This is a genomic window from Marinobacter sp. Arc7-DN-1, from assembly GCF_003441595.1.
Taxonomy (GTDB): Bacteria; Pseudomonadota; Gammaproteobacteria; order Pseudomonadales; family Oleiphilaceae; genus Marinobacter; species Marinobacter metalliresistant.
The window spans coordinates 3,958,403-3,976,633 of record NZ_CP031848.1 but is presented as its reverse complement, the minus strand read 5'-3'; the positions used below and the strand labels follow the sequence as shown (position 1 = coordinate 3,976,633).

Here is an 18,231-nt window from a genome sequence, read left to right as displayed (position 1 = left end):
GCCGGGCCGGCGCAGCCGTTAAGGGGCTCAGTCCAGTTCTTTGGCCTGGTCCCTCAGCACGAACTTCTGGATCTTGCCGGTGGACGTCTTGGGCAGCTCCGAGAAGACGATGGTTTTGGGCACCTTGAACCGGGCCAGATGCTCGCGACAGAAGCTGATGATGTCTTCCTCACTCACTTGTCCGGCCTCCGGCTTGAGGGTAATAAAGGCGCAGGGGGTTTCACCCCACTTCTCGTCTGGCCGGGCGACCACGGCAGCCTCCAGAACGGCCGGGTGCCGGTAGAGGGTATCTTCCACCTCAATGGTGGAAATGTTCTCGCCACCGGAGATGATGATGTCCTTGAGCCGGTCCTTGATCTCCATGTAGCCGTCTTCGTGCCACACCGCCAGATCACCGGTGTGGAACCAGCCACCGCGGAACGCCTCTTCGGTGGCCTTCGGGTTCTTCAGGTAACCTTTCATCACGGTGTTGCCGCGCAGGAAGATTTCACCGATGGTCTTGCCGTCTTTGGGCACCGGCTCCATGGAGTTCGGGTCGCCAACCAAGGTACCGGCCAGGGTATGGTAACGAACGCCCTGGCGGGCCTTTTTCCGGGCACGGTCGTGCAGGGGCAGTTTATCCCATTCGGATTTCCAGGCACAGACGGTCACCGGGCCGTAGACTTCGGTCAGGCCGTAGACGTGAGTCACCTGAATGCCCATCTCCTCGATGGCCCCGATCACCTGGGCGGGGGGCGCCGCGCCGGCGGTCATGGACTTCACTTCGTGATCGATCCCCGCCTTGGCGGATTCCGGCACGTTCAGCAGGGCATTGAGCACAATCGGCGCACCACACATGTGGGTGACCTGGTGATCGCGGATCAGCTGCAGAATCTTTTCCGGATCAACCCGGCGCAGGCACACGTGGGTACCGGCCATGGCGGTGATGGTCCAGGGGAAACACCAGCCGTTGCAGTGGAACATCGGCAGGGTCCAGAGGTACACCGGGTGCATGTCCATGGACCACACGGCCTGGTTACCAATGGCATTCAGGTAAGCACCGCGATGGTGATAGACCACACCTTTCGGGTTGCCGGTAGTGCCTGAGGTGTAGTTCAGGGAAATCGCATCCCACTCGTTCTCCGGAAAGCTCCACTGGAACGCCGGATCCCCTTCCTGCAGGAAGGCCTCGTAATCGAGATCGCTGACCTGAACACCCTCGCCATACTCGGGATCGTCCACATCTATCACCAGGGGCCTGGTGTCCAGCCGGCTCACGGCGTCCCTGATAACTTCACCGAACTCACGGTCTGCAATGACCACCCTGGCCTCACCGTGCTCCAGCATGAAGGCAATCGCCTCGGCGTCCAGGCGCACGTTCAGGGTATTAAGCACCGCACCGATCATGGGCACCCCGAAGTGGGATTCCACCATCGCCGGAATATTTGGCAGCATCACCGCAACGGTATCACCAGGGCCGATACCGCGGCCTTTCAGGGCAGACGCCAGGCGCCGGCAGCGATCATAGGTCTGCGCCCAGTTGTAACGGATCGCCCCGTGAATAACCGCGGGATACTCCGGGTAAACAGTAGCGGTGCGTTCGATAAAATCGATGGGGGATTGAACGGCGTAGTTGGCATCAACGGGCGCTAGGCCCTGGTCAAATATCGAGGTCATTGTGTGGTCCTCTTGAGTGCTGTTGTTCTTATGGCGTATTCAGGAATATCGCTAAACTAGCTATACTTCGGGTTAGCAAAATAGTATTTGATATAATAAATACTAGAAATTACACCAATGTATTATAGTGATAATACTATATTCTATGAGCCATGAACGATTCTTCCCCTCCCAGTGTATTTAGTTTGCACGACGCCGACCCGCAACCCGGATTGCTCCTGGATGCGGCGGGCGCCGTCCTCAAGGGGAACCGGGCGAGCCGGGATCTGTGCCAGGTTGCCGGTCTGGCTTCGCCCTCCAGGCTCCTGCCAATCAACATTCAGGCACTGGCCAAATCCTCCCTTGAACAGGGTCGGGCCATTGAAAATGTGGAAGCCCGGATTCCCGGAACCATCCTCATGTGGACCTTCATTCCCGACTCCGGAACAGCCCGGGTTCTGGCGCGGGCAAGAGACGCCACGGAAGATGTCCTTACCCAGGAAGAGGCAACCCGATCCAACCGCCTTTACCGGCTGATCACCGAAAACACCACCGATCTCATTTCCCGCCACGCCCCGGACGGACGCTTTATCGATGCCACACCCGCTTCCTGGCGGTTGTTGGGTTACTGGCCGGAAGAGCTTCGGGGCAAACCGCTCGAGGAGGTCTTCCGGGGCAACAATGTGGCCCAGCAACTGGCCGAAACCCGCAACTTACTCCGGGACGACGGCTACGCCACCATGACCCTGGAAATCATTCATCGGGATGGCACCAGACGCTGGTTCGAAATCGCCAGCCGGGCCATCCGGGAAACCTACACCGGCGCCGTCATCGAGGTAATCAGCGTCTCCCGGGATATTACCGCCCGGGTGGAATCCGAAGAAAACAACCGCCGACTGGCCGACGAACTCGCCCATACCGCCAGGCTCGCCACCCTCGGGGAGCTGGCCTCCAGCATTGCCCATGAGATGAACCAGCCCCTGGCCACCATCGTGAACTTCGCCTGCGCCAGTCAGCGTTACCTTAAAAGCGCCCGAACCAACCCCGAATGCCTGGATCGCGTGGACGACGGCCTGCAGAAGATTGTCCACCATGCCAACCGCGCATCGGAAGTGATCAAGCGCCTGCGAGCCTTTTTGCGCAAGGGCCAGAAGCGCACCGCGCCGCTTGCCCTGAACGATGTCGTCGGGAACGTCGCCCGCCTGTGCCAGTGGGAAGCCGAAAAGAACAACGTGCAGATCCGCGAGAAACTGGCCTGCTGCGCCCCGGTAATCACCGCCGATCCGGTGCTGCTGGAACAGGTGCTGATCAATCTGATCCGCAACGGTATTGAAGCCACGGTCGAAGCCCGTGGCGAACGAAAGCCGGGCTCGCCTTCGCAGATCGTCATAACCACCTGCGTCAACGATCAGAATGAAACCCTGATTGAAGTCACCGATGAGGGGCCGGGCCTCGATGAGCAAGGCATCCGCCAGATGTTTCAGCCGTTTTACACCAGCAAGCCCCAGGGGCTGGGCCTTGGGCTGTCCATGAGCCGCTCGATCATTGAGGGATTCGGAGGCTTCCTGGATGCCCGCCCGGCAGCAACTGGAGGCCTGTCCCTGATCTGCCGGTTCCCGGCCAGTCAGAGCCACAAGAACAGAATCACAACCACGGAGATCCAGCCTGATGAGTAATCACTCTGCCCCGGAAGCCACCACCGTCTACGTTGTTGACGACGACGCCGGCATGCTGGAATCCACCCAGTGGCTGCTGGAATCCGTTGGCCTGAAGGTCGAGGCCTACAGCGACGGTCGAAAATTTCTGGACGCTGTAGGCAACAAGAAAGCCGGTTGCGTGGTTCTGGATGTCCGGATGCCCGGTCTCGGTGGCCTGAACGTTCAGGAGGAGCTACAGAAACGGGGGCTGGAACTGCCGATCATCTTCGTTTCCGGCCATGCCGACGTGCCCATTGTAGTCAGGGCGTTCAAATCGGGCGCCTTTGATTTTATCGAGAAGCCTTTCAATGAACAGCTGCTGCTGGACAGCGTACAACAGGCCCTTCAGGAACATCGGCAATCTGGCGCACAGGCGCAGGGCGACGAAGCAACCGAGGCGCTGCTGGCCACCCTCACCCGAAGGGAGCGGGACGTTTTTCTGCCGCTGGCCAAAGGCTACACCAGCCGGGAAATCGCCGACCAGCTGGATGTCAGTGTAAAGACTATTGATCTCTACCGGGCGCGAGTGATGAAGCGCCTCGGTGCAGATCGCCTGCCGGATGTCACCGGCACAGCTATTGCCGCCGGGCTGCTCGACCCAAAGGACCTGCGCGGCGAAAAGCGCTGAATTGTCCTACCGCGCCGCGGCCAGCACATCGTGAGCCAGCACACCAAGCCTGCCAACCGCCTGCTCAATACGCTCACTCCAGGGGTTGGCGCTGTTCAGCCGCAGGCAATTCTCGTATTTGTTGGCGGTGGAAAACATCAGCCCCGGCGCAACGTTGATATTTTCAGCCCTGGCTCGCTGGTAGACCTCCGCTCCGGAAACACCATCCGGCAACTGAACCCAGAGCACAAATCCACCCTGGGGACGACTCACGGCTGTACCCTCTGGAAAAGCCCTTGCCACTGCCGTCCGCATCCGCTCGGTACACTTACGATAGTGCTGTCGTGCTGATCGCAGATAACGATCATAGCCGCCCTGCTCCAGAAAATGCGCCACTGCCATCTGGGGAATGGAGGACGTAGCAAGGTTCACAAAATACTTGTGCTGCCGGGCACTGGCCATGTAGCGCCCGGGCACCATCCAGCCAAGGCGCAGGCCGGGCGAAATGGTTTTCGAAAAGGAGCTGCAGTAAATCACATTGTCGGTTCGATCAAACGCCTTGGCTGGTCGAGGCCGGTCCCCGGAGTGGTGTAGATCCCCGTAGATATCGTCCTCGATCAGCGGCACTGCGGCAGCCGCCAGCATGGAGACTAACTGCTTCTTGCGCTCGTCCGACATCCTCGCGCCCATGGGGTTGCTGTGATTGGTCACCACTACGCAAGCCTTCAGGGGCCATTGCTCCAGAGCTAGCTGTAATCCTTCAAGACTCAACCCCTCGGAGGGATGCGTGGGAATTTCAATAACCTTCAGCCCGACAACCTCAAGGGCCTGAAGAATGCCCGGAAACGATGGGGACTCCACCGCAACGATATCGCCAGGCTGGGTAACCGCCCGGAGCGCCAGAATAATGGCCTCCTGGGCACCATTGGTGGCCAGGACATCATCCGGTGTTACCGGCACCCCGAGTGTCGCCATTCGCTGGGCGATCTGCCGCCGAAACGATTCCTTCCCGGGAAAGGCGTAATCCAGGGTTTCCAGTCCTCTGCGCGCAGCCCAGAGGGTGCTCTGCTGGATCTGCCGGAGTGGCAGGTAATCCGGGTGGGGAATGGCGGTAGCCAGAGGCACCATGCGCTTCTGCTCGTCAGCACACAGATCCAGGGTCATCTCACGGGCACTGACAGGTACCGGGCGGCTCCGGTGCCGGCGCATCACCGGCTCGGGTGCATCCACCGCCGGCAGGCGCACGAAGTAGCCACTACGCTCCCGGGCCTGCAGAAAGCCCCGAGCCTCCAGGGTCTGGTGTGCCTGCAGGATGGTCGAAATGCTCACCCCAAACTGTCGGCTGAGCACACGCACGCCCGGAAGCCGGTCGCCGTCCCGGTACACACCTTCATGAATCAGCACCTGAAGCTGATCCGCTACCTGATTGTAGAGAATGCCCATTACCAGTCCCTCGTCTACGGGCCCATCGGAAGTCACTGATCTATTGCACCAGACCCGGAGCTTATCTGTGCAGTACAGATAGCTTCCAATATGACCGGGACAGATATCGTCAAACCCACTCTGTACCGGTTCAAAAACAGATTATCTGAATCTGTTATGGCAGTCATTTCATTCCCTACAATGAGGACAGAATCAGAAAGCCCTTTCTGCTCAGTCTTAACAACATCATCAGGAGAACACGCCATGACGTATCCCATCTATCAGGTCGATGCCTTTACCAGTGAGATTTTCGGTGGCAACCCGGCGGCGGTCATGCCGCTGGAGCAATGGTTATCCGATAACGTCATGCTCTCGCTTGCAATGGAGAACAACCTCTCTGAAACCGCCTTTTTCGTGCGCCTGCCGGAAGAGGATGAGGCCGATTTCCACATCCGCTGGTTTACCCCGGGCATTGAGGTACCTCTGTGTGGCCACGCCACCCTGGCCAGTGGCTGGGTTATTTTCAACAAGCTCGGCTGGGATCGGGAACAGATCCGTTTTCGCTCCAAGAGCGGCCCTCTCTCCGTGAAGAAAGCCAACGATGGCTGGCTGGTGCTGGATTTCCCGAATCTGGCCTTCGAGAAACAGCCAACGCCGGCATTGATTCGGGAAGCTCTGGAAAGCGCACCGGAAACCGCGTTTTATGTTCCGAACGACACCAATTACATGGTGGTTCTGGACGATGAAACCGCGGTTCAGGCTGCCCAACCGGATATCCGGAAACTGAAACAGCTGGGCAATCAGGGTCTGATTATCACCGCGCCAGGCACAGACTGCGATTTCGTCAGCCGTTACTTTGCCCCCGGAGCAGGCATTGATGAAGACCCAGTCACAGGCTCCATCCACAGCGTGCTGGTGCCCTACTGGGCTGAAAAACTCGGAAAGAATCGGCTCGAGGCCCGTCAGGTTTCAGCCCGGGGCGGTGTGCTGCGCTGCGAGCTGAAAGGCGACCGCGTAGACATCGCCGGCCAGGCGGCCTTCTATTTGGAAGGCTCCGTCCACCTGCCTTGAGACTGGTATACTGCCCGCCCTTTCCTTCGATTGGCGGGCAGTATGGCGGCAGGTTCCACATCACAGTACGACGTAATCATCATCGGCGCCGGCGCCGCAGGTCTGATGTGTGCCGCCACCGCGGGATACCGGGGTCGCCGTGTGCTGGTGCTGGACCACGCCAACAAGCCGGGCAAGAAAATCCTGATGTCCGGCGGCGGGCGCTGCAACTTCACCAACCTGAACAGCACGCCCGCCAACTTCCTGTCGGACAACCCTCACTACTGCATTTCCGCGCTCAAGCGCTATACGCCGCAGGATTTTCTGGAACTGGTGGACCGCCATGGCATTGAGCATGAGGAAAAAGCACCCGGCCAGCTGTTTTGCAAGGACAGCGCCAAGGACATCCTCAGTATGCTGCTGACCGAATGCGAGTGGGCAGGGGCGGAAGTGAGAATGAAGACAGCGGTCGACCGCATTACCGAAACCGACGCAGGCTACCGTCTGCGCATCGGATCCGGGGAGATCACCTGCGAATCGCTTGTGATCGCCACCGGCGGATTGTCGATTCCCACCATGGGCGCCACAGCGTTTGGTTACCGGGTGGCGGAGCAGTTCGGCCTGGAAATACTGCCCACCCGCGCAGGCCTGGTGCCCTTTACCCTGCAGCCGGAGCTGAAAGAACAGCTCGCGCCTTTGTCGGGTGTCAGTTGCCCTGTCGATGTGCAATGCCACGACCAGCATTTCCGGGAACCCATGCTGGTAACCCATCGCGGGCTCAGCGGCCCGGCGATGCTGCAGATCTCCAGTTTCTGGGAGCCCGGCGACAGCCTGGCCATTAACCTTCTGCCGGCCTGCCAGATTAGTGACGATCTGCTCAACCTGCGCAAAACCCGGCCACAAGCCACGGTTGGCCACTACCTGGCCCAGCACCTGCCCAAACGGTTTGCCCAGGCCTTCAACGAATTGCAGGGCTGGACCGGCCCCTTGCAGGGTTACAAGAACGGCGATATCGAACAGGTAGCGGATATTCTGAATCGGTGGTCCATCAAACCCGCCGGCACCGAAGGCTACCGGACCGCGGAAGTCACTCTCGGAGGTGTGGACACCCGCCAGCTTTCCTCCAAAACCATGGCGGTTCTGGAGCGGCCAAGCCTGTATTTCATCGGCGAGGTGGTGGATGTCACCGGCCATCTGGGCGGCCACAATTTCCAGTGGGCCTGGGCGTCCGGTGTTGCGGCGGGGAACGATGCCTGAACCTGGCCGTGAATAATTCAAATTAAGAGAATCGCAATTAGTTTGGGAGGTAGCTCAACTCCCTGGACGGAAGTCGGATGAGCCACTGCCCGACGACATTTAGGAGTAATTCAGCGATCAAGCCAATTCCGCGGGTTTGCCAATAAAGTAGCCTTGTACCTTATCTATTTTAAGCTCCTTGAGCACATCGAACTCCGCCTTTGTCTCTACTCCTTCTGCAACGACTTGTGCCTTTACGTGGCGCGCATAGGAAACAAGGGCTGCTGCAAGAGCCTGCTTCTTTCGGTCACAGTGTATGTTCCGAATCAGGTTGAGATCCAACTTTATAACGTCCGCGTCAAGCTCTACAACATGCTGCAAAGAAGCATACCCGGAACCAGCATCGTCGATCGCAAGTCGCGCACCGATTTTACGAATCGACTGAACCGCATCTCGAAATGCGGGGTAGTTTAATATCTGCGAATGTTCGGTAACTTCCAATATTACCCTATGGGCATCTTGGCGATTCAAGAGTTCCCCAACAGCTCCAGATAAAATAGCATCCGGGGATGCATTTATACTTAAAAAGCAGAACTCAGGAATCTTAGGCAATTGACTTAATGCCCGAGTAATTGCCAATGACTCCAAAAAATCCCCCAAACCAACCTGACTGGCTTCCTTGAACCAAACATCCGGCGAGCGGTAGGGCTCGGTATTGAATCGGGCCAATGCCTCATACCCACAAATCGCAGAGTCAGTGACAGACCAAATCGGCTGAAAATGCATAGTCAACTCATTACTTAAGCTCAGCCGCTCTATTCGGTCGCGAATCTGATTATCATGTTCTTGAATATTCCGATGAAACTCGACCCGATCCGCAATCACATCGGCAACAAACGTCAACAATGAGGGGTCGCGAGTTTCCAACGACGGATCACTAGAGTACTTAATACAACACAGAGTTCCGTATATCTCACCATCTGAAAGGTAAATGGGCACGCCCAGGTAGGCACCGATTGACAACTCGTCCGTTACCTTCATAAGACGTGTTATCTCATTCGACTGTGTATCAGGAATTATTGATGGTAACTCGCCATCTGCAATTTTTCGGCAATAGGTCTGACTTTCAGGATGGGAAAAACAGAAACTTTGTGAGCGAGCGCTAATGTTGTTATCGGATTCAACAAACACCATGGTCCGAGACCCATTCTCAAATTTTCCGATGAATGCCATGTCCATGGCAAAGCTACGCCGTAACATACCCAAAAGCTTGGATACTGAAACGCCGAACTCCTCGTCAAAGTAATCGTGCCCTGATAAAACTTCGCCAACCGACATAGGTAGAACCTCTTTCGCTAGACGCCTTCAGCTTGTTTGCAGTCTCGCCTTCACAGCAGACAATTCAGGACCAGTGAGAATAGGTACGAACCGATGCTGAATACCTATCAGGCTCCTGATCACAACTCTGGTTTTTCTGGCCATAAAAGTGACAGCCAAACTTTTTTAGTTGTTTTACATCATAACTCAATAAATCGTTCGCCAACGAGCAACCGTCCTTTCGACTCTTGAGCATGGACGCTGTGTGCAACTGGTCGTGCTATCTCAAAGCTGTTTTGCACTGTCGACAACACTGTCTCTTGCGGAAAGAGGCAGGCTATGTGATCCGCCCCTTCTCGATGACTCGCTCCATCCATCAAACCTTGAAACGGGCCACTTGTGTGCTGAGCCCTTCAGCAAGGCGCGCCAGCTCTTCACTCGCAGCGGAGACCTGTTCGGTGGACGCGGCAGACTGATCACATACATCGCGGATCAGCGTGATATTCTGATTGATATCCTCCGCCACAACGCTTTGTTCTTCAGCAGCGGTCGCAATCTGGCTGTTGTACTGGCGGATTTGTTCAACTCCATTCGCCATTTCCTGAATCGCCGTACCGGCCAATTGCGCCCGTTCTAGCGTCTGCTCCGCAAGCTTTGTACCGGTCTCCATGCTGGCAACCGATGTTTCAGCACTGTTAACCAGATTGCTGACCAGGGTTTCTATCTCGGTTGCAGAGCTCTGGGTTCGCTGAGCCAAGGACCGCACTTCGTCAGCCACCACGGCAAATCCCCGCCCCTGTTCTCCGGCCCGAGCCGCTTCTATGGCGGCGTTGAGTGCCAGCAGGTTGGTCTGTTCGGCAACCGACTTGATCACGTCCAGCACTGTGCCAATGTTGTTGGTTTCCATTTGCAGGCCGTTGAGCAGTTCCATCACATTGGCGCTTTGTTTGTTCAGATCCGCGACAAACTCCAGGGTTTCCCTGACCGCCATCTCACCATTGCCGGATTTCTCACTGGCGTCGTTAGCCGCCTCAAAGGCGGCCTCGGCGCTTTTGGCAACATCATTGACGGTTGCGACCATCTCATTCATGGCGGTGGCGACCTGATCGGTCTGTGACTGTTGTTCCGCTACGCCCTTACTGGTCTGATTCGTTACGGTAGACAGCTGTTCCGATGATGAGGCGATGCTGGAGGCCCCGGTATCAATTTCGCGAATCAGCTCTCTGAGATTGGTTATCATGGCTCCAAACGCAGCGAGCAGCTGGCCAAATTCATCACCGCGCTGGCTTCGGACATCCACAGTGAGGTCGCCTGAGGCAACCTTGTTGGCTATTTTGACCACTTCGTTGATTGGCGCCGTAATTGACTTTGTCAGTATCCACGCAAGGATGAGGGTCGAGAGAAGGGCAATCACTGTCACTATAATAATTTCCGCAACCGTGAGGTCGTATCGCTCTTGCATCTGTGTTTGCTCGAGTTTTTTCAGGTCCTCTGTCAGGCCAATCGTGCGGGTTGCGACGGCAAGCAGTTGCTCCTCAATGGACTTGAGGGTTTCAGGCGGCCCGTCGATACCAGCCTCATACCTTTTCAGCAGTTCCTCATAGGTCCGTACATCGTCAAAAATTTGTTCTGCCCGCTGCCGGTCTTCGCCCTCGTTCATTTCGATCAGAGGCGTCAGAGCGCTTTTTGCCTCATCAACGTACCCGATGGCGTGCCCGATGTATCGTGGATCCCGTTCAACCTTGAAATTCTTTTGGTCTCTTTCTGCTTCCAGCAGTGCAATCTCTGCCGCGTTAGCGTGCTTTACAATTGAAACCCGATGATTATAGTCATCGAGCGAAAACAAACTGACCCCGGATACGATGACCAGAAATACCAGAAGGATGGCAAAGCTGAGAGTCAGTTTTTTACCGACAGTGAGGTTTCTTAACGAATTGCTTATTGTCACTTTAAGGTTCCTTATAATTTATAGGAATACTTATAGCTGACCTACCATCAGTTACAGGACTGCATGCCAGCACTGCATGTATACGTTCCTTTTCTGTTTTGGTTGTACCGTTGATCAGACCGTTTTAGGGAAATCATCAGTGGGTCCACCGGATCAGCATCCACACCGCGACAAATACCTTGATACCTGTGCCCGGTTAGCTGATACAAATACTGAATCGGGAGCCATCTGGCATGGGCCGAACAAGTCTGACGGAACTGAGGGAGAGCTATGAAGACAACAGGACATTGCCTTTGCGGCGAGATCACATTCGAGATTGATGGCGAGCTGGCCTCTATCGAAATCTGCCATTGCAGCCAGTGCCGCAGGGCCCAGGGTACGGCGTTCGCCACTAATATTCCGGTAGCGGCCAGTCAGTTCCGTCTGCTCACCGGAGAGGACAGTCTGTCGAGTTACGAGTCTTCACCAGGCAAGGAGCGGGTCTTCTGTCGCCGGTGTGGTTCCCCGGTTTTCAGTCGGAGAGCCGGCCTTCCCAATAAACTGCGTGTGCGCGCAGGGCTCCTTGACGGCACCCTGGCGACGATACTGTCATCGCACGCGTTCACCGACTCCAAGGCTGACTGGTGGCAGATCACGGATGACCTGCCCCGGTTCCCCGGGGTCCGTGGTCAGGTGTAGCTGCCGTTCAGAAGCCTGCCGGCGTCAGGCACCAGGGGTTTGAGTTTCAGCTCCTTCAGGATCTGATAGGTGGTGCAGGTGGCTGCGGACACCACCGGTAACCCCAGTGAATCCTCAACCTGCTGAATCGAGGCCAGCGAAGGCATCTGTACGCACGCGGAAAGAACAACGGCATCGGCCTTGCTGATGTCGAGGCGCTTCACGATTTCCGTCAGCGCCAGCGGATCGCGCCGACCGACTTCCAGGTTGTCTGGAATTTCCAGGGCAATGCTGTCCACCACCTGAATGCCCTCCGCCTCGATGTAGTCAATGACCATCCGGGTCAGGGGTTTCATATAGGGCGTGATGATCGCAACACGCCTGGCCCCGAGAATATCCAGGCCTTCGGTGAGAGCACCGGCACTGCTGACAATCGGCGTCGGGTGACCGTTTTTTACAGTGACTCCGTGCAGGCGCGCCTGAGATTCACGGTGGTACCCTGCCCCGCGGCTCATGATGGCTACCAGGCAGGCGTAACCCATCACGTCCACGGCGGCATCGGACAGCTCAAGCGCGCAGCGATCCGACTCATCATCCATGGCTGCCAGCTCTTCCCTGGTTACCTTTTTCATACGCATACGGCTGGAGTGAAAGGTAAAGCGCTCCGGTTCCACTGCCTCACGGGCCCGAAGCATTGCCGGTATCTCGGTCTCCATGGTGGTGTTGGAACTGGGTACGATCTGGCCGATACGAAAACTTCTGGTCATGGGTGCTTCTCCAGCGCCGAGCCTGTCAAGCGTCCTGATAGATGTCTTTGAATTGATCCCGGAGCTGCTTCTTCTGAACCTTACCCATGGTGTTTCGGGGCAAGGCATCGACAAAGAAGACGCGCTTGGGCTGTTTGAATTTGGCCAGATGGCCAGCAAGCGCCTTGATGACATCCGCCTCTTCCAGCTTCTGCCCCGGCAGCAGAACCACAACCGCCGTTACGCCCTCGCCGAAATCCGGGTGCGGCACACCGATAACAGCCGACTCCATCACCTCCGGCATGGCATCGATCACCTGCTCGACTTCTTTCGGGTAAACGTTGAAGCCGCCGGATATCACCAGATCCTTGTCACGCCCGACAATCTGCACATAGCCACGTTCGTCGATCAGGGCCAGGTCGCCGGTAATAAAGAATCCATCCTCAAGCAACTCGGCCCTGGTCTTCTCCGGCATGCGCCAGTAGCCTTTGAATACGTTCGGGCCACGCACTTCCAGCATGCCGATCTCACCCTGGGGCAGCGGCGTATGGTCCTTGGTTTCCGGGTTGGTAATACGGATTTCAACACCCGGCAGCGGCATACCCACAGTGCCGGCAATGCGGTCACCGTCATAGGGATTGGAGGTGTTCATGTTGGTTTCGGTCATGCCGTAGCGTTCGAGAATGGCATGCCCGGTCCGTTGCTTGAACTGCTGATGGGTTTCCGCGGTGAGCGGGGCTGACCCTGAGGTGAACAACCGCATGTTTGCCGTCAGTTCCGGCGTCAGGCGGTCATCCTGAAGCAGTCTGGTGTAGAAGGTCGGCACCCCCATGAGCGATGTGCCTTCCGGCATGGCAGCGATGATCGTGTCCACATCGAACCTGGGCATGAAATACAGGCTGGCCCCGGTAATCAGAATCACGTTGCAGGCAACGAATAAACCGTGGGTATGGAAAATGGGTAAGGCGTGGATCAGGCGGTCTTTTTCGGTGAAACGCCAGGCCTCGGCCAGGCTCTTACAGTTCGAACCCAGGTTTTTATGGGTCAGCATCGCGCCCTTGGAGCGGCCGGTCGTGCCCGAGGTATAAAGAATCGCTGCCAGGTCGTCCTCACTCTGCGGCTCGATACCCGTGAAGGCTTCCGCTTCTGACACCACCTCCATCAGTGAGCCATCCGCGTTGGTACCCAGGGTCTGGACACAGGGGCATTGAGTCTGCGCGGCAATAGCCTCTGCCGCCTCGAGCGCTGCCGGCTGACACACAAAAAGCGCGGGCTCCGCATCACCAAGGAAATAGCCGATTTCGTCGGCGGTGTAACCGGTGTTGAGTGGCAGATACACTCCTCCCATACGCAGGGTGGCGAGGTATAACAGAATCGCCTCGGGGCTCTTATCAACCTGCACGGCAACCCGGTCGCCCGGTTTAACACCGAGGTGTTTCAGAGCACCGGCAATGCGCTCCGTCTTAGCCAGCGCATCGGCGTACGAATAGGTACTGCCTTCGGGCGTGGTGATAAAATTCGCCGTGCCCCGGGCCTGCATCCTGGTGGCAAAGGTATCGAATAGGTTGTGGTTCATTTCTCGGGTTCTCCCTGGAGCAGTTTCCGGCCCAGCTTGCTCAGTTCGCGCACGCTAGGGGAACAGACGATCTCACCATTGGTGGTGAATTTTTCGTGGTTGCGCTCGATGTTTTCGAGGACATACAGGTAGTTAACCATCAGGCCGGCCGACTGTTTCATTCCGTTTTCCGAGACATCGCCCAGCCAGTTAATGCGGTGCAGTTCGGCGCCATTGCCCAGGTGAAAACGTGCCACCGGATTCAGCGGCAGGTTGTCACCGCTCTTTTCCTTCAAGAGGTAGCGGGCCGCCAGCGGCCGGATGACCTCGTTCAGGCGCTCCGCCAGTTCCGGATGCCTGGCCCACTCCGGATTATCCAGGTGGCCGAGCACACTCCGCGCCTCCGGTGTCAGCTGGCCGGAATCCGGGTGAGAGATCTGCTCCAGCCAGTTGCGGAACATGGGTAACGGCGACAGGGTCACAAAGTTCTTCAGATTGGGCAGTTCCTGCTTAAGCTCCTGAACCACCTGTTTGATCAGAAAATTACCGAAGGAAATGCCCCGGAGCCCGACCTGACAGTTGCTGATACCAAAGAAAGCGGCGGAATCGGCCAGCTCAGGAGCGTCAATATCGTAACGGTCGTGCGCCAGGATGGGCTGGATCTTGTCGGGAATCCCCTTGGTCAGGGCCACCTCCACAAAAATCAGTGGCTCATCACCAATGGCCGGGTGAAAGAAGGCAAAGCAGCGTCGGTCCCGGTTATCCAGCCGGCGACGCAGGTCGTCCCAGCCCTGAATCTTGTGTACCGCCTCATAACGTATGATCTTCTCCAGGATGGACGCCGGCGTAGCCCAGTCAATGCGGCGCAGCATCAAAAAGCCCCGGTTGAACCAGGAGCCGAAGAGGTGCTCAAAATCAGCGTTGATCGGCTCGAAATCCTTGTGGCCTTTCATCAGCGCCAGGAAATCCTGGCGCATTTTCACCAGCTCATAGGTTGCGCCCTGGGCCAGGTTGAGCCGCCGGAACAATTCCTGGCGCAGTGGCTCACAGACTTCGAACAGCCCCGCCAGGTGCTTGTTGGACCGGTCGCCCCTATAAATCCGGTAGGCTTCATCGATCTTGTCCGGATCAGCTGCGAAGTTACTGCCCAGCGCCCGGAAGAACGCGCGCTTATCGTCGTCACCCAGGGACTGATATATATCCAGTGCGCGACTGGCCATAACAATGCTGGCCGCCTCGCCGTCACTGTACAGCAACTCATGACAGGCTGCCTCCAGATCCGTGTGGTCGTAATTGGTCTTCCTGGTGCCGAATCTGCGCTGCAGCGCGTCACGCCGGGTAATGCCGCTGAACAGCTCTTGCAAAAAACTCATGTTCATAGTGATAACCCTTATCTTACGTCAGGAGCCCGCGCCCATAATCAGATCCGGCAGCCACAGGGCAATCTGCGGGAAGAAACTCAGCAGCACGATGCCCAGAATCATGCACAGGGCATAGGGCAGGCTTCCCAGCAGGATGTCCCGGAGCGCTATGTCTGGAGCAATGCCTTTTATGATGAAAAGATTGAGACCGACCGGCGGCGTGATCAGGCCGATTTCCAGGTTAATGGTCAGAATGACCGCAAACCAGTAGGGGTCGAAATCCGCCGCCACAATGATCGGCAGAAGGATCGGCGCCGCCATCACGATGACCGCAACCGGCGGCAGGAAGAAACCAGCCACAAGCAGAAAGAGGTTAATCACGCCCATCAGTACCCAGCGATTCACCTCGAGATCGGCAATGGCTCCGGCCACGGTCTGGGTAATGAAGAGCGAGGAAAGCGCAAAGGCAAAGATTTCGGCGGTGGCAATGATCAGCATGATCATCACGCTCTCACGCAAGGCGTCACGCATGATGATGCCCACCGGTTTGACCTGCCACATGCGGTACACCACAATCGCCAGTACCAGACACAGGAAGGCGCCGACCCCAGCTGCTTCGGAGGGTGTCGCCACCCCGCCGTAGAGCGCAAACAGGATACCCATGACCACCAACAGGAACGGCAGCACGCGCACCAGTGCCTTGATGTTGCCTTCGACGTTCTCCTTGACCTGAGCCGCCGCCTCGGCCACCGGATTCGGACTGTTGTAACCGCCCGCAAGCTTGCAGGCGATCAGTGTCCAGACCATGAACAGCACCGCCAGCATCAGCCCCGGAATCGCGCCGGCAATGAACAGGCGGCCAATGGAGGTTTCGGTGGAGATGCCATAGACAATCATGGTGACGGAAGGCGGAATCAGAATGCCCAGGGTGCCACCGGCCGCGATACAGCCGGCGGCGACCCCATCCGGATAGCCCCGCTTGCGCATCTCGGGGATACCGAGCTTGCCGATGGCGGCACTGGTCGCCGGTGACGAACCAGACAGCGCCGCAAAAATCGAACAGGCGGCAATGTTGGAAATGGCCAGGCCGCCCGGCAGCCTACCCATCCACAGATCGAGGGATCGATACAGATCACGCCCGGTTGGCGAGGAGGCCACCGCAGCGCCCATCAGGATAAACATGGGGATGGCAACGAAGCCGAAAGACGCCACACTGCCAAAAAAGGTTTCACCAAAATAGATCAGCTCTCCGACGCCACGATCAAGGATCAGGGCTCCCAGTGAAACGGCGCCGAGGGCAAAGGCGATCGGAGTACCAATAGCCATCAGTACCAGCAAAACCACAACGACAAGAATACCGCTCGTTACCGGATCCATAGCTACAGCTCCGCTCGAAGAATTTCAGCCAGATATTGCAGCGACAGCAGGGAGGCACCCAGTGCCACCGGCAGGATGGCCGGCCACAACGGCGGATTCCAGACTGTACCCGTGGTCCAGTCAAACGCATAAGCTTCGTAGAAGTAGTACCAGGAGCCGTAAGTCAGGGCCAGGCAGAAGGCCAGGCCAACCAGGGAGGCCGACAAACGCATCAGGCGCCTGGGGAAGCCCCGCAGAGCATCGGGTAACACCGTCACTGCCACGTGGCCGCCGGTTTTCAGCACGTAGGGGGTGCCCAGCAGCATGGAGGCCGTGATCGCAAAGGTGGTGAACTCCGTTTGCCAGACGGTGCTCTCACCCATCACGTAACGGACAAACACCATATGAACGACAGACAGCACGCCAAGGGCGAGCAGGACACCCGCTACAATGGCGGCAGCCACTGACACCGCATCCATGCCGCGAATATAGCCGCCAAACACACCTCGCTCCGAGGCTCGCCGATAACTGGAAGATTGGGACATAGCTCAAACCCCGGAAAAGTTGTGCTTACCCCGCCGGCCGGAAGCCAGGGCGGGGTAGCTAGCCAGAGAACTCGGTACCGAAGGTGCTACTCGACCGCCAGCGCAGCGTCAATCAGTGCCTGTCCGTTCGGAACGTTCTCCGCGAAGGTTTTGTAGGAACTCTTCTTGGCAATATCCAGCCAAGCCTGATAGTTTTCCGGCGTCATCTTGACCACTTCAACGCCGTTTTCGGAGAACACATCGACCATCTTCTGGTCAAGACCAGCGGCTTCTTTGGCGAAATACTCTTCCGCATTCTGGCCGGCCGCGGTCAGTGCCGCCTGTTGCTCCGCGTTCAGGCTGTTCCAGCTGCGCTCGGAGATCAGCACCGGCTCATACATGAACCAGAGCGCGTTCTCTCCCGGCGCGGTCAGGCAGGTAACCTGCTCGTAGATACGGTAGGAGACAAAAGAGCCCGAAGAAGTGTTGGCGCCGTCAAGCACGCCGGTCTGCATGGCGGTATAGATCTCGGACGACGGCATGGAGGCAATGGACGCGCCGGCCGTCGCCAGCATTTCATCAAAGGCCGGGCCGGCGGCACGGAGTGTCTGGCCCTGCACCGTATCCGGCGACGTGATGCATTGCTTGTTGGAGGCAAAGCCACCCGCCAGCCAGGCATCCGCAAGCACCCGGGCGCCCGCATCGTTGATCACTTTTTTGATCATGTCCATGAATTCGGAATCGTTCAGGCGCCGGGCACGCTCGTGGCTGCGAACCAGGCCGGGCATCAGCGTGGCGGAGAACTCGGGATGACGGCCACTGGCATAGTCCAGCGGCAGGGAAGTCATGTCGACCCGGCCTCGAACCAGGGCTCCCCACTGCTCCTTGGCCTTAAACAGGGACTGGCCCGGATACACCTGAAGCTCCAGACCAACGTCGGCCGCGGCCACTTCACGGGCCATCAGTTGGACCATTTCGTCCCTGACGTCTCCTTTACCGCCCGGGAACTGGTGGGAAACACGCAAAACGGTATCAGCCAGGGCAATACCAGAAAAAAATACCGACAGGGAGGCCGCCATGGCCAGTTTAGCGAAGGGCATCTTCATCGTTTTCTCTCCAG

Annotated in this window: 15 protein-coding genes; 5 read left to right on the top strand and 10 right to left on the bottom strand. The window is 57.5% G+C overall.

Features of this window, described 5'->3' with window-relative positions; all coding sequences use genetic code 11:
- Positions 1–27: 27 nt before the first annotated feature.
- Positions 28–1,656 (bottom strand): acyl-CoA synthetase, encoded by a 1,629-nt coding sequence (locus D0851_RS18675; protein WP_117619975.1) that lies wholly within the window; start codon positions 1,654–1,656, stop codon positions 28–30.
- A gap of 152 nt (positions 1,657–1,808) precedes the next feature.
- Here D0851_RS18675 and D0851_RS18670 point away from each other — a divergent pair, with 152 nt between their 5' ends.
- On the top strand, positions 1,809–3,311 hold the full coding sequence (locus tag D0851_RS18670; RefSeq protein ID WP_117619974.1) for a sensor histidine kinase: 1,503 nt from the start codon (positions 1,809–1,811) through the stop codon (positions 3,309–3,311).
- Positions 3,304–3,960 (top strand): response regulator transcription factor, encoded by a 657-nt coding sequence (locus tag D0851_RS18665; RefSeq protein ID WP_117619973.1) that lies wholly within the window; start codon positions 3,304–3,306, stop codon positions 3,958–3,960. The genes D0851_RS18670 and D0851_RS18665 overlap by 8 nt, the downstream gene beginning before the upstream one ends.
- A gap of 6 nt (positions 3,961–3,966) precedes the next feature.
- Here D0851_RS18665 and D0851_RS18660 read toward each other — a convergent pair whose 3' ends face one another.
- On the bottom strand, positions 3,967–5,382 hold the full coding sequence (locus D0851_RS18660; protein ID WP_117619972.1) for a PLP-dependent aminotransferase family protein: 1,416 nt from the start codon (positions 5,380–5,382) through the stop codon (positions 3,967–3,969).
- A gap of 243 nt (positions 5,383–5,625) precedes the next feature.
- Between D0851_RS18660 and D0851_RS18655 the strand changes: the two genes are divergently transcribed.
- Positions 5,626–6,432, top strand: a complete 807-nt coding sequence (locus D0851_RS18655; RefSeq protein WP_117619971.1) for a PhzF family phenazine biosynthesis protein — start codon at positions 5,626–5,628, stop codon at positions 6,430–6,432.
- Positions 6,433–6,474: 42 nt separating this feature from the next.
- Positions 6,475–7,668 (top strand): NAD(P)/FAD-dependent oxidoreductase, encoded by a 1,194-nt coding sequence (locus D0851_RS18650; RefSeq protein ID WP_117619970.1) that lies wholly within the window; start codon positions 6,475–6,477, stop codon positions 7,666–7,668.
- Positions 7,669–7,785: 117 nt separating this feature from the next.
- Here D0851_RS18650 and D0851_RS18645 read toward each other — a convergent pair whose 3' ends face one another.
- Entirely contained in the window at positions 7,786–8,985 is a 1,200-nt protein-coding gene (locus D0851_RS18645; protein WP_117619969.1) for an EAL domain-containing protein, read from the bottom strand.
- A gap of 355 nt (positions 8,986–9,340) precedes the next feature.
- A complete protein-coding gene (locus D0851_RS18640) occupies positions 9,341–10,912 on the bottom strand; it encodes a methyl-accepting chemotaxis protein (RefSeq protein WP_117619968.1) in 1,572 nt (523 codons plus the stop codon).
- Between the two features lie 270 nt (positions 10,913–11,182).
- Here D0851_RS18640 and D0851_RS18635 point away from each other — a divergent pair, with 270 nt between their 5' ends.
- Positions 11,183–11,590 (top strand): GFA family protein, encoded by a 408-nt coding sequence (locus D0851_RS18635; RefSeq protein WP_117619967.1) that lies wholly within the window; start codon positions 11,183–11,185, stop codon positions 11,588–11,590.
- On the opposite strand, the gene D0851_RS18630 is transcribed toward D0851_RS18635, so the two are convergent.
- The 6 genes from D0851_RS18630 to dctP all read right to left on the bottom strand — a co-directional run bounded on the left by D0851_RS18630 (position 11,581) and on the right by dctP (position 18,217).
- Positions 11,581–12,336, bottom strand: a complete 756-nt coding sequence (locus D0851_RS18630; RefSeq protein ID WP_117619966.1) for an Asp/Glu racemase — start codon at positions 12,334–12,336, stop codon at positions 11,581–11,583. The two genes, D0851_RS18635 and D0851_RS18630, sit on opposite strands and share 10 nt — an antisense overlap.
- 25 nt (positions 12,337–12,361) lie before the next feature.
- The gene (locus D0851_RS18625; RefSeq protein WP_117619965.1) at positions 12,362–13,891 is read right to left on the bottom strand and encodes a malonate--CoA ligase; all 1,530 of its coding nucleotides are present in this window, start codon (positions 13,889–13,891) and stop codon (positions 12,362–12,364) included.
- Positions 13,888–15,249: a malonyl-CoA decarboxylase gene (locus D0851_RS18620; RefSeq protein ID WP_117619964.1), complete on the bottom strand. Its 1,362-nt coding sequence runs from the start codon at positions 15,247–15,249 to the stop codon at positions 13,888–13,890. Before D0851_RS18620 ends, D0851_RS18625 begins: the two co-directional genes overlap by 4 nt.
- 21 nt (positions 15,250–15,270) lie before the next feature.
- Complete coding sequence (locus D0851_RS18615) at positions 15,271–16,608, bottom strand: TRAP transporter large permease (RefSeq protein WP_117619963.1); 1,338 nt, start codon at positions 16,606–16,608, stop codon at positions 15,271–15,273.
- A 2-nt stretch (positions 16,609–16,610) separates the two neighbouring features.
- On the bottom strand, positions 16,611–17,132 hold the full coding sequence (locus tag D0851_RS18610) for a TRAP transporter small permease subunit (RefSeq protein ID WP_162893777.1): 522 nt from the start codon (positions 17,130–17,132) through the stop codon (positions 16,611–16,613).
- An 86-nt stretch (positions 17,133–17,218) separates the two neighbouring features.
- Positions 17,219–18,217: a TRAP transporter substrate-binding protein DctP gene (gene dctP, locus D0851_RS18605; RefSeq protein WP_227539356.1), complete on the bottom strand. Its 999-nt coding sequence runs from the start codon at positions 18,215–18,217 to the stop codon at positions 17,219–17,221.
- Positions 18,218–18,231 lie beyond the last annotated feature (14 nt).

Excerpts from the sequence above, each read along its gene's own strand:
- D0851_RS18630 (WP_117619966.1), bottom strand. The coding sequence starts at position 12,336 with ATGACCAGAAGTTTTCGTATCGGCCAGATCGTACCCAGTTCCAACACC.
- D0851_RS18620 (WP_117619964.1), bottom strand. The coding sequence starts at position 15,249 with ATGAACATGAGTTTTTTGCAAGAGCTGTTCAGCGGCATTACCCGGCGT.
- D0851_RS18670 (WP_117619974.1), top strand. The coding sequence starts at position 1,809 with ATGAACGATTCTTCCCCTCCCAGTGTATTTAGTTTGCACGACGCCGAC.
- D0851_RS18675 (WP_117619975.1), bottom strand. The coding sequence starts at position 1,656 with ATGACCTCGATATTTGACCAGGGCCTAGCGCCCGTTGATGCCAACTAC.
- D0851_RS18660 (WP_117619972.1), bottom strand. The coding sequence starts at position 5,382 with ATGGGCATTCTCTACAATCAGGTAGCGGATCAGCTTCAGGTGCTGATT.
- D0851_RS18645 (WP_117619969.1), bottom strand. The coding sequence starts at position 8,985 with ATGTCGGTTGGCGAAGTTTTATCAGGGCACGATTACTTTGACGAGGAG.
- D0851_RS18665 (WP_117619973.1), top strand. The coding sequence starts at position 3,304 with ATGAGTAATCACTCTGCCCCGGAAGCCACCACCGTCTACGTTGTTGAC.
- D0851_RS18650 (WP_117619970.1), top strand. The coding sequence starts at position 6,475 with ATGGCGGCAGGTTCCACATCACAGTACGACGTAATCATCATCGGCGCC.
- D0851_RS18655 (WP_117619971.1), top strand. The coding sequence starts at position 5,626 with ATGACGTATCCCATCTATCAGGTCGATGCCTTTACCAGTGAGATTTTC.
- dctP (WP_227539356.1), bottom strand. The coding sequence starts at position 18,217 with ATGAAGATGCCCTTCGCTAAACTGGCCATGGCGGCCTCCCTGTCGGTA.
- D0851_RS18615 (WP_117619963.1), bottom strand. The coding sequence starts at position 16,608 with ATGGATCCGGTAACGAGCGGTATTCTTGTCGTTGTGGTTTTGCTGGTA.
- D0851_RS18625 (WP_117619965.1), bottom strand. The coding sequence starts at position 13,891 with ATGAACCACAACCTATTCGATACCTTTGCCACCAGGATGCAGGCCCGG.
- D0851_RS18610 (WP_162893777.1), bottom strand. The coding sequence starts at position 17,132 with ATGTCCCAATCTTCCAGTTATCGGCGAGCCTCGGAGCGAGGTGTGTTT.
- D0851_RS18635 (WP_117619967.1), top strand. The coding sequence starts at position 11,183 with ATGAAGACAACAGGACATTGCCTTTGCGGCGAGATCACATTCGAGATT.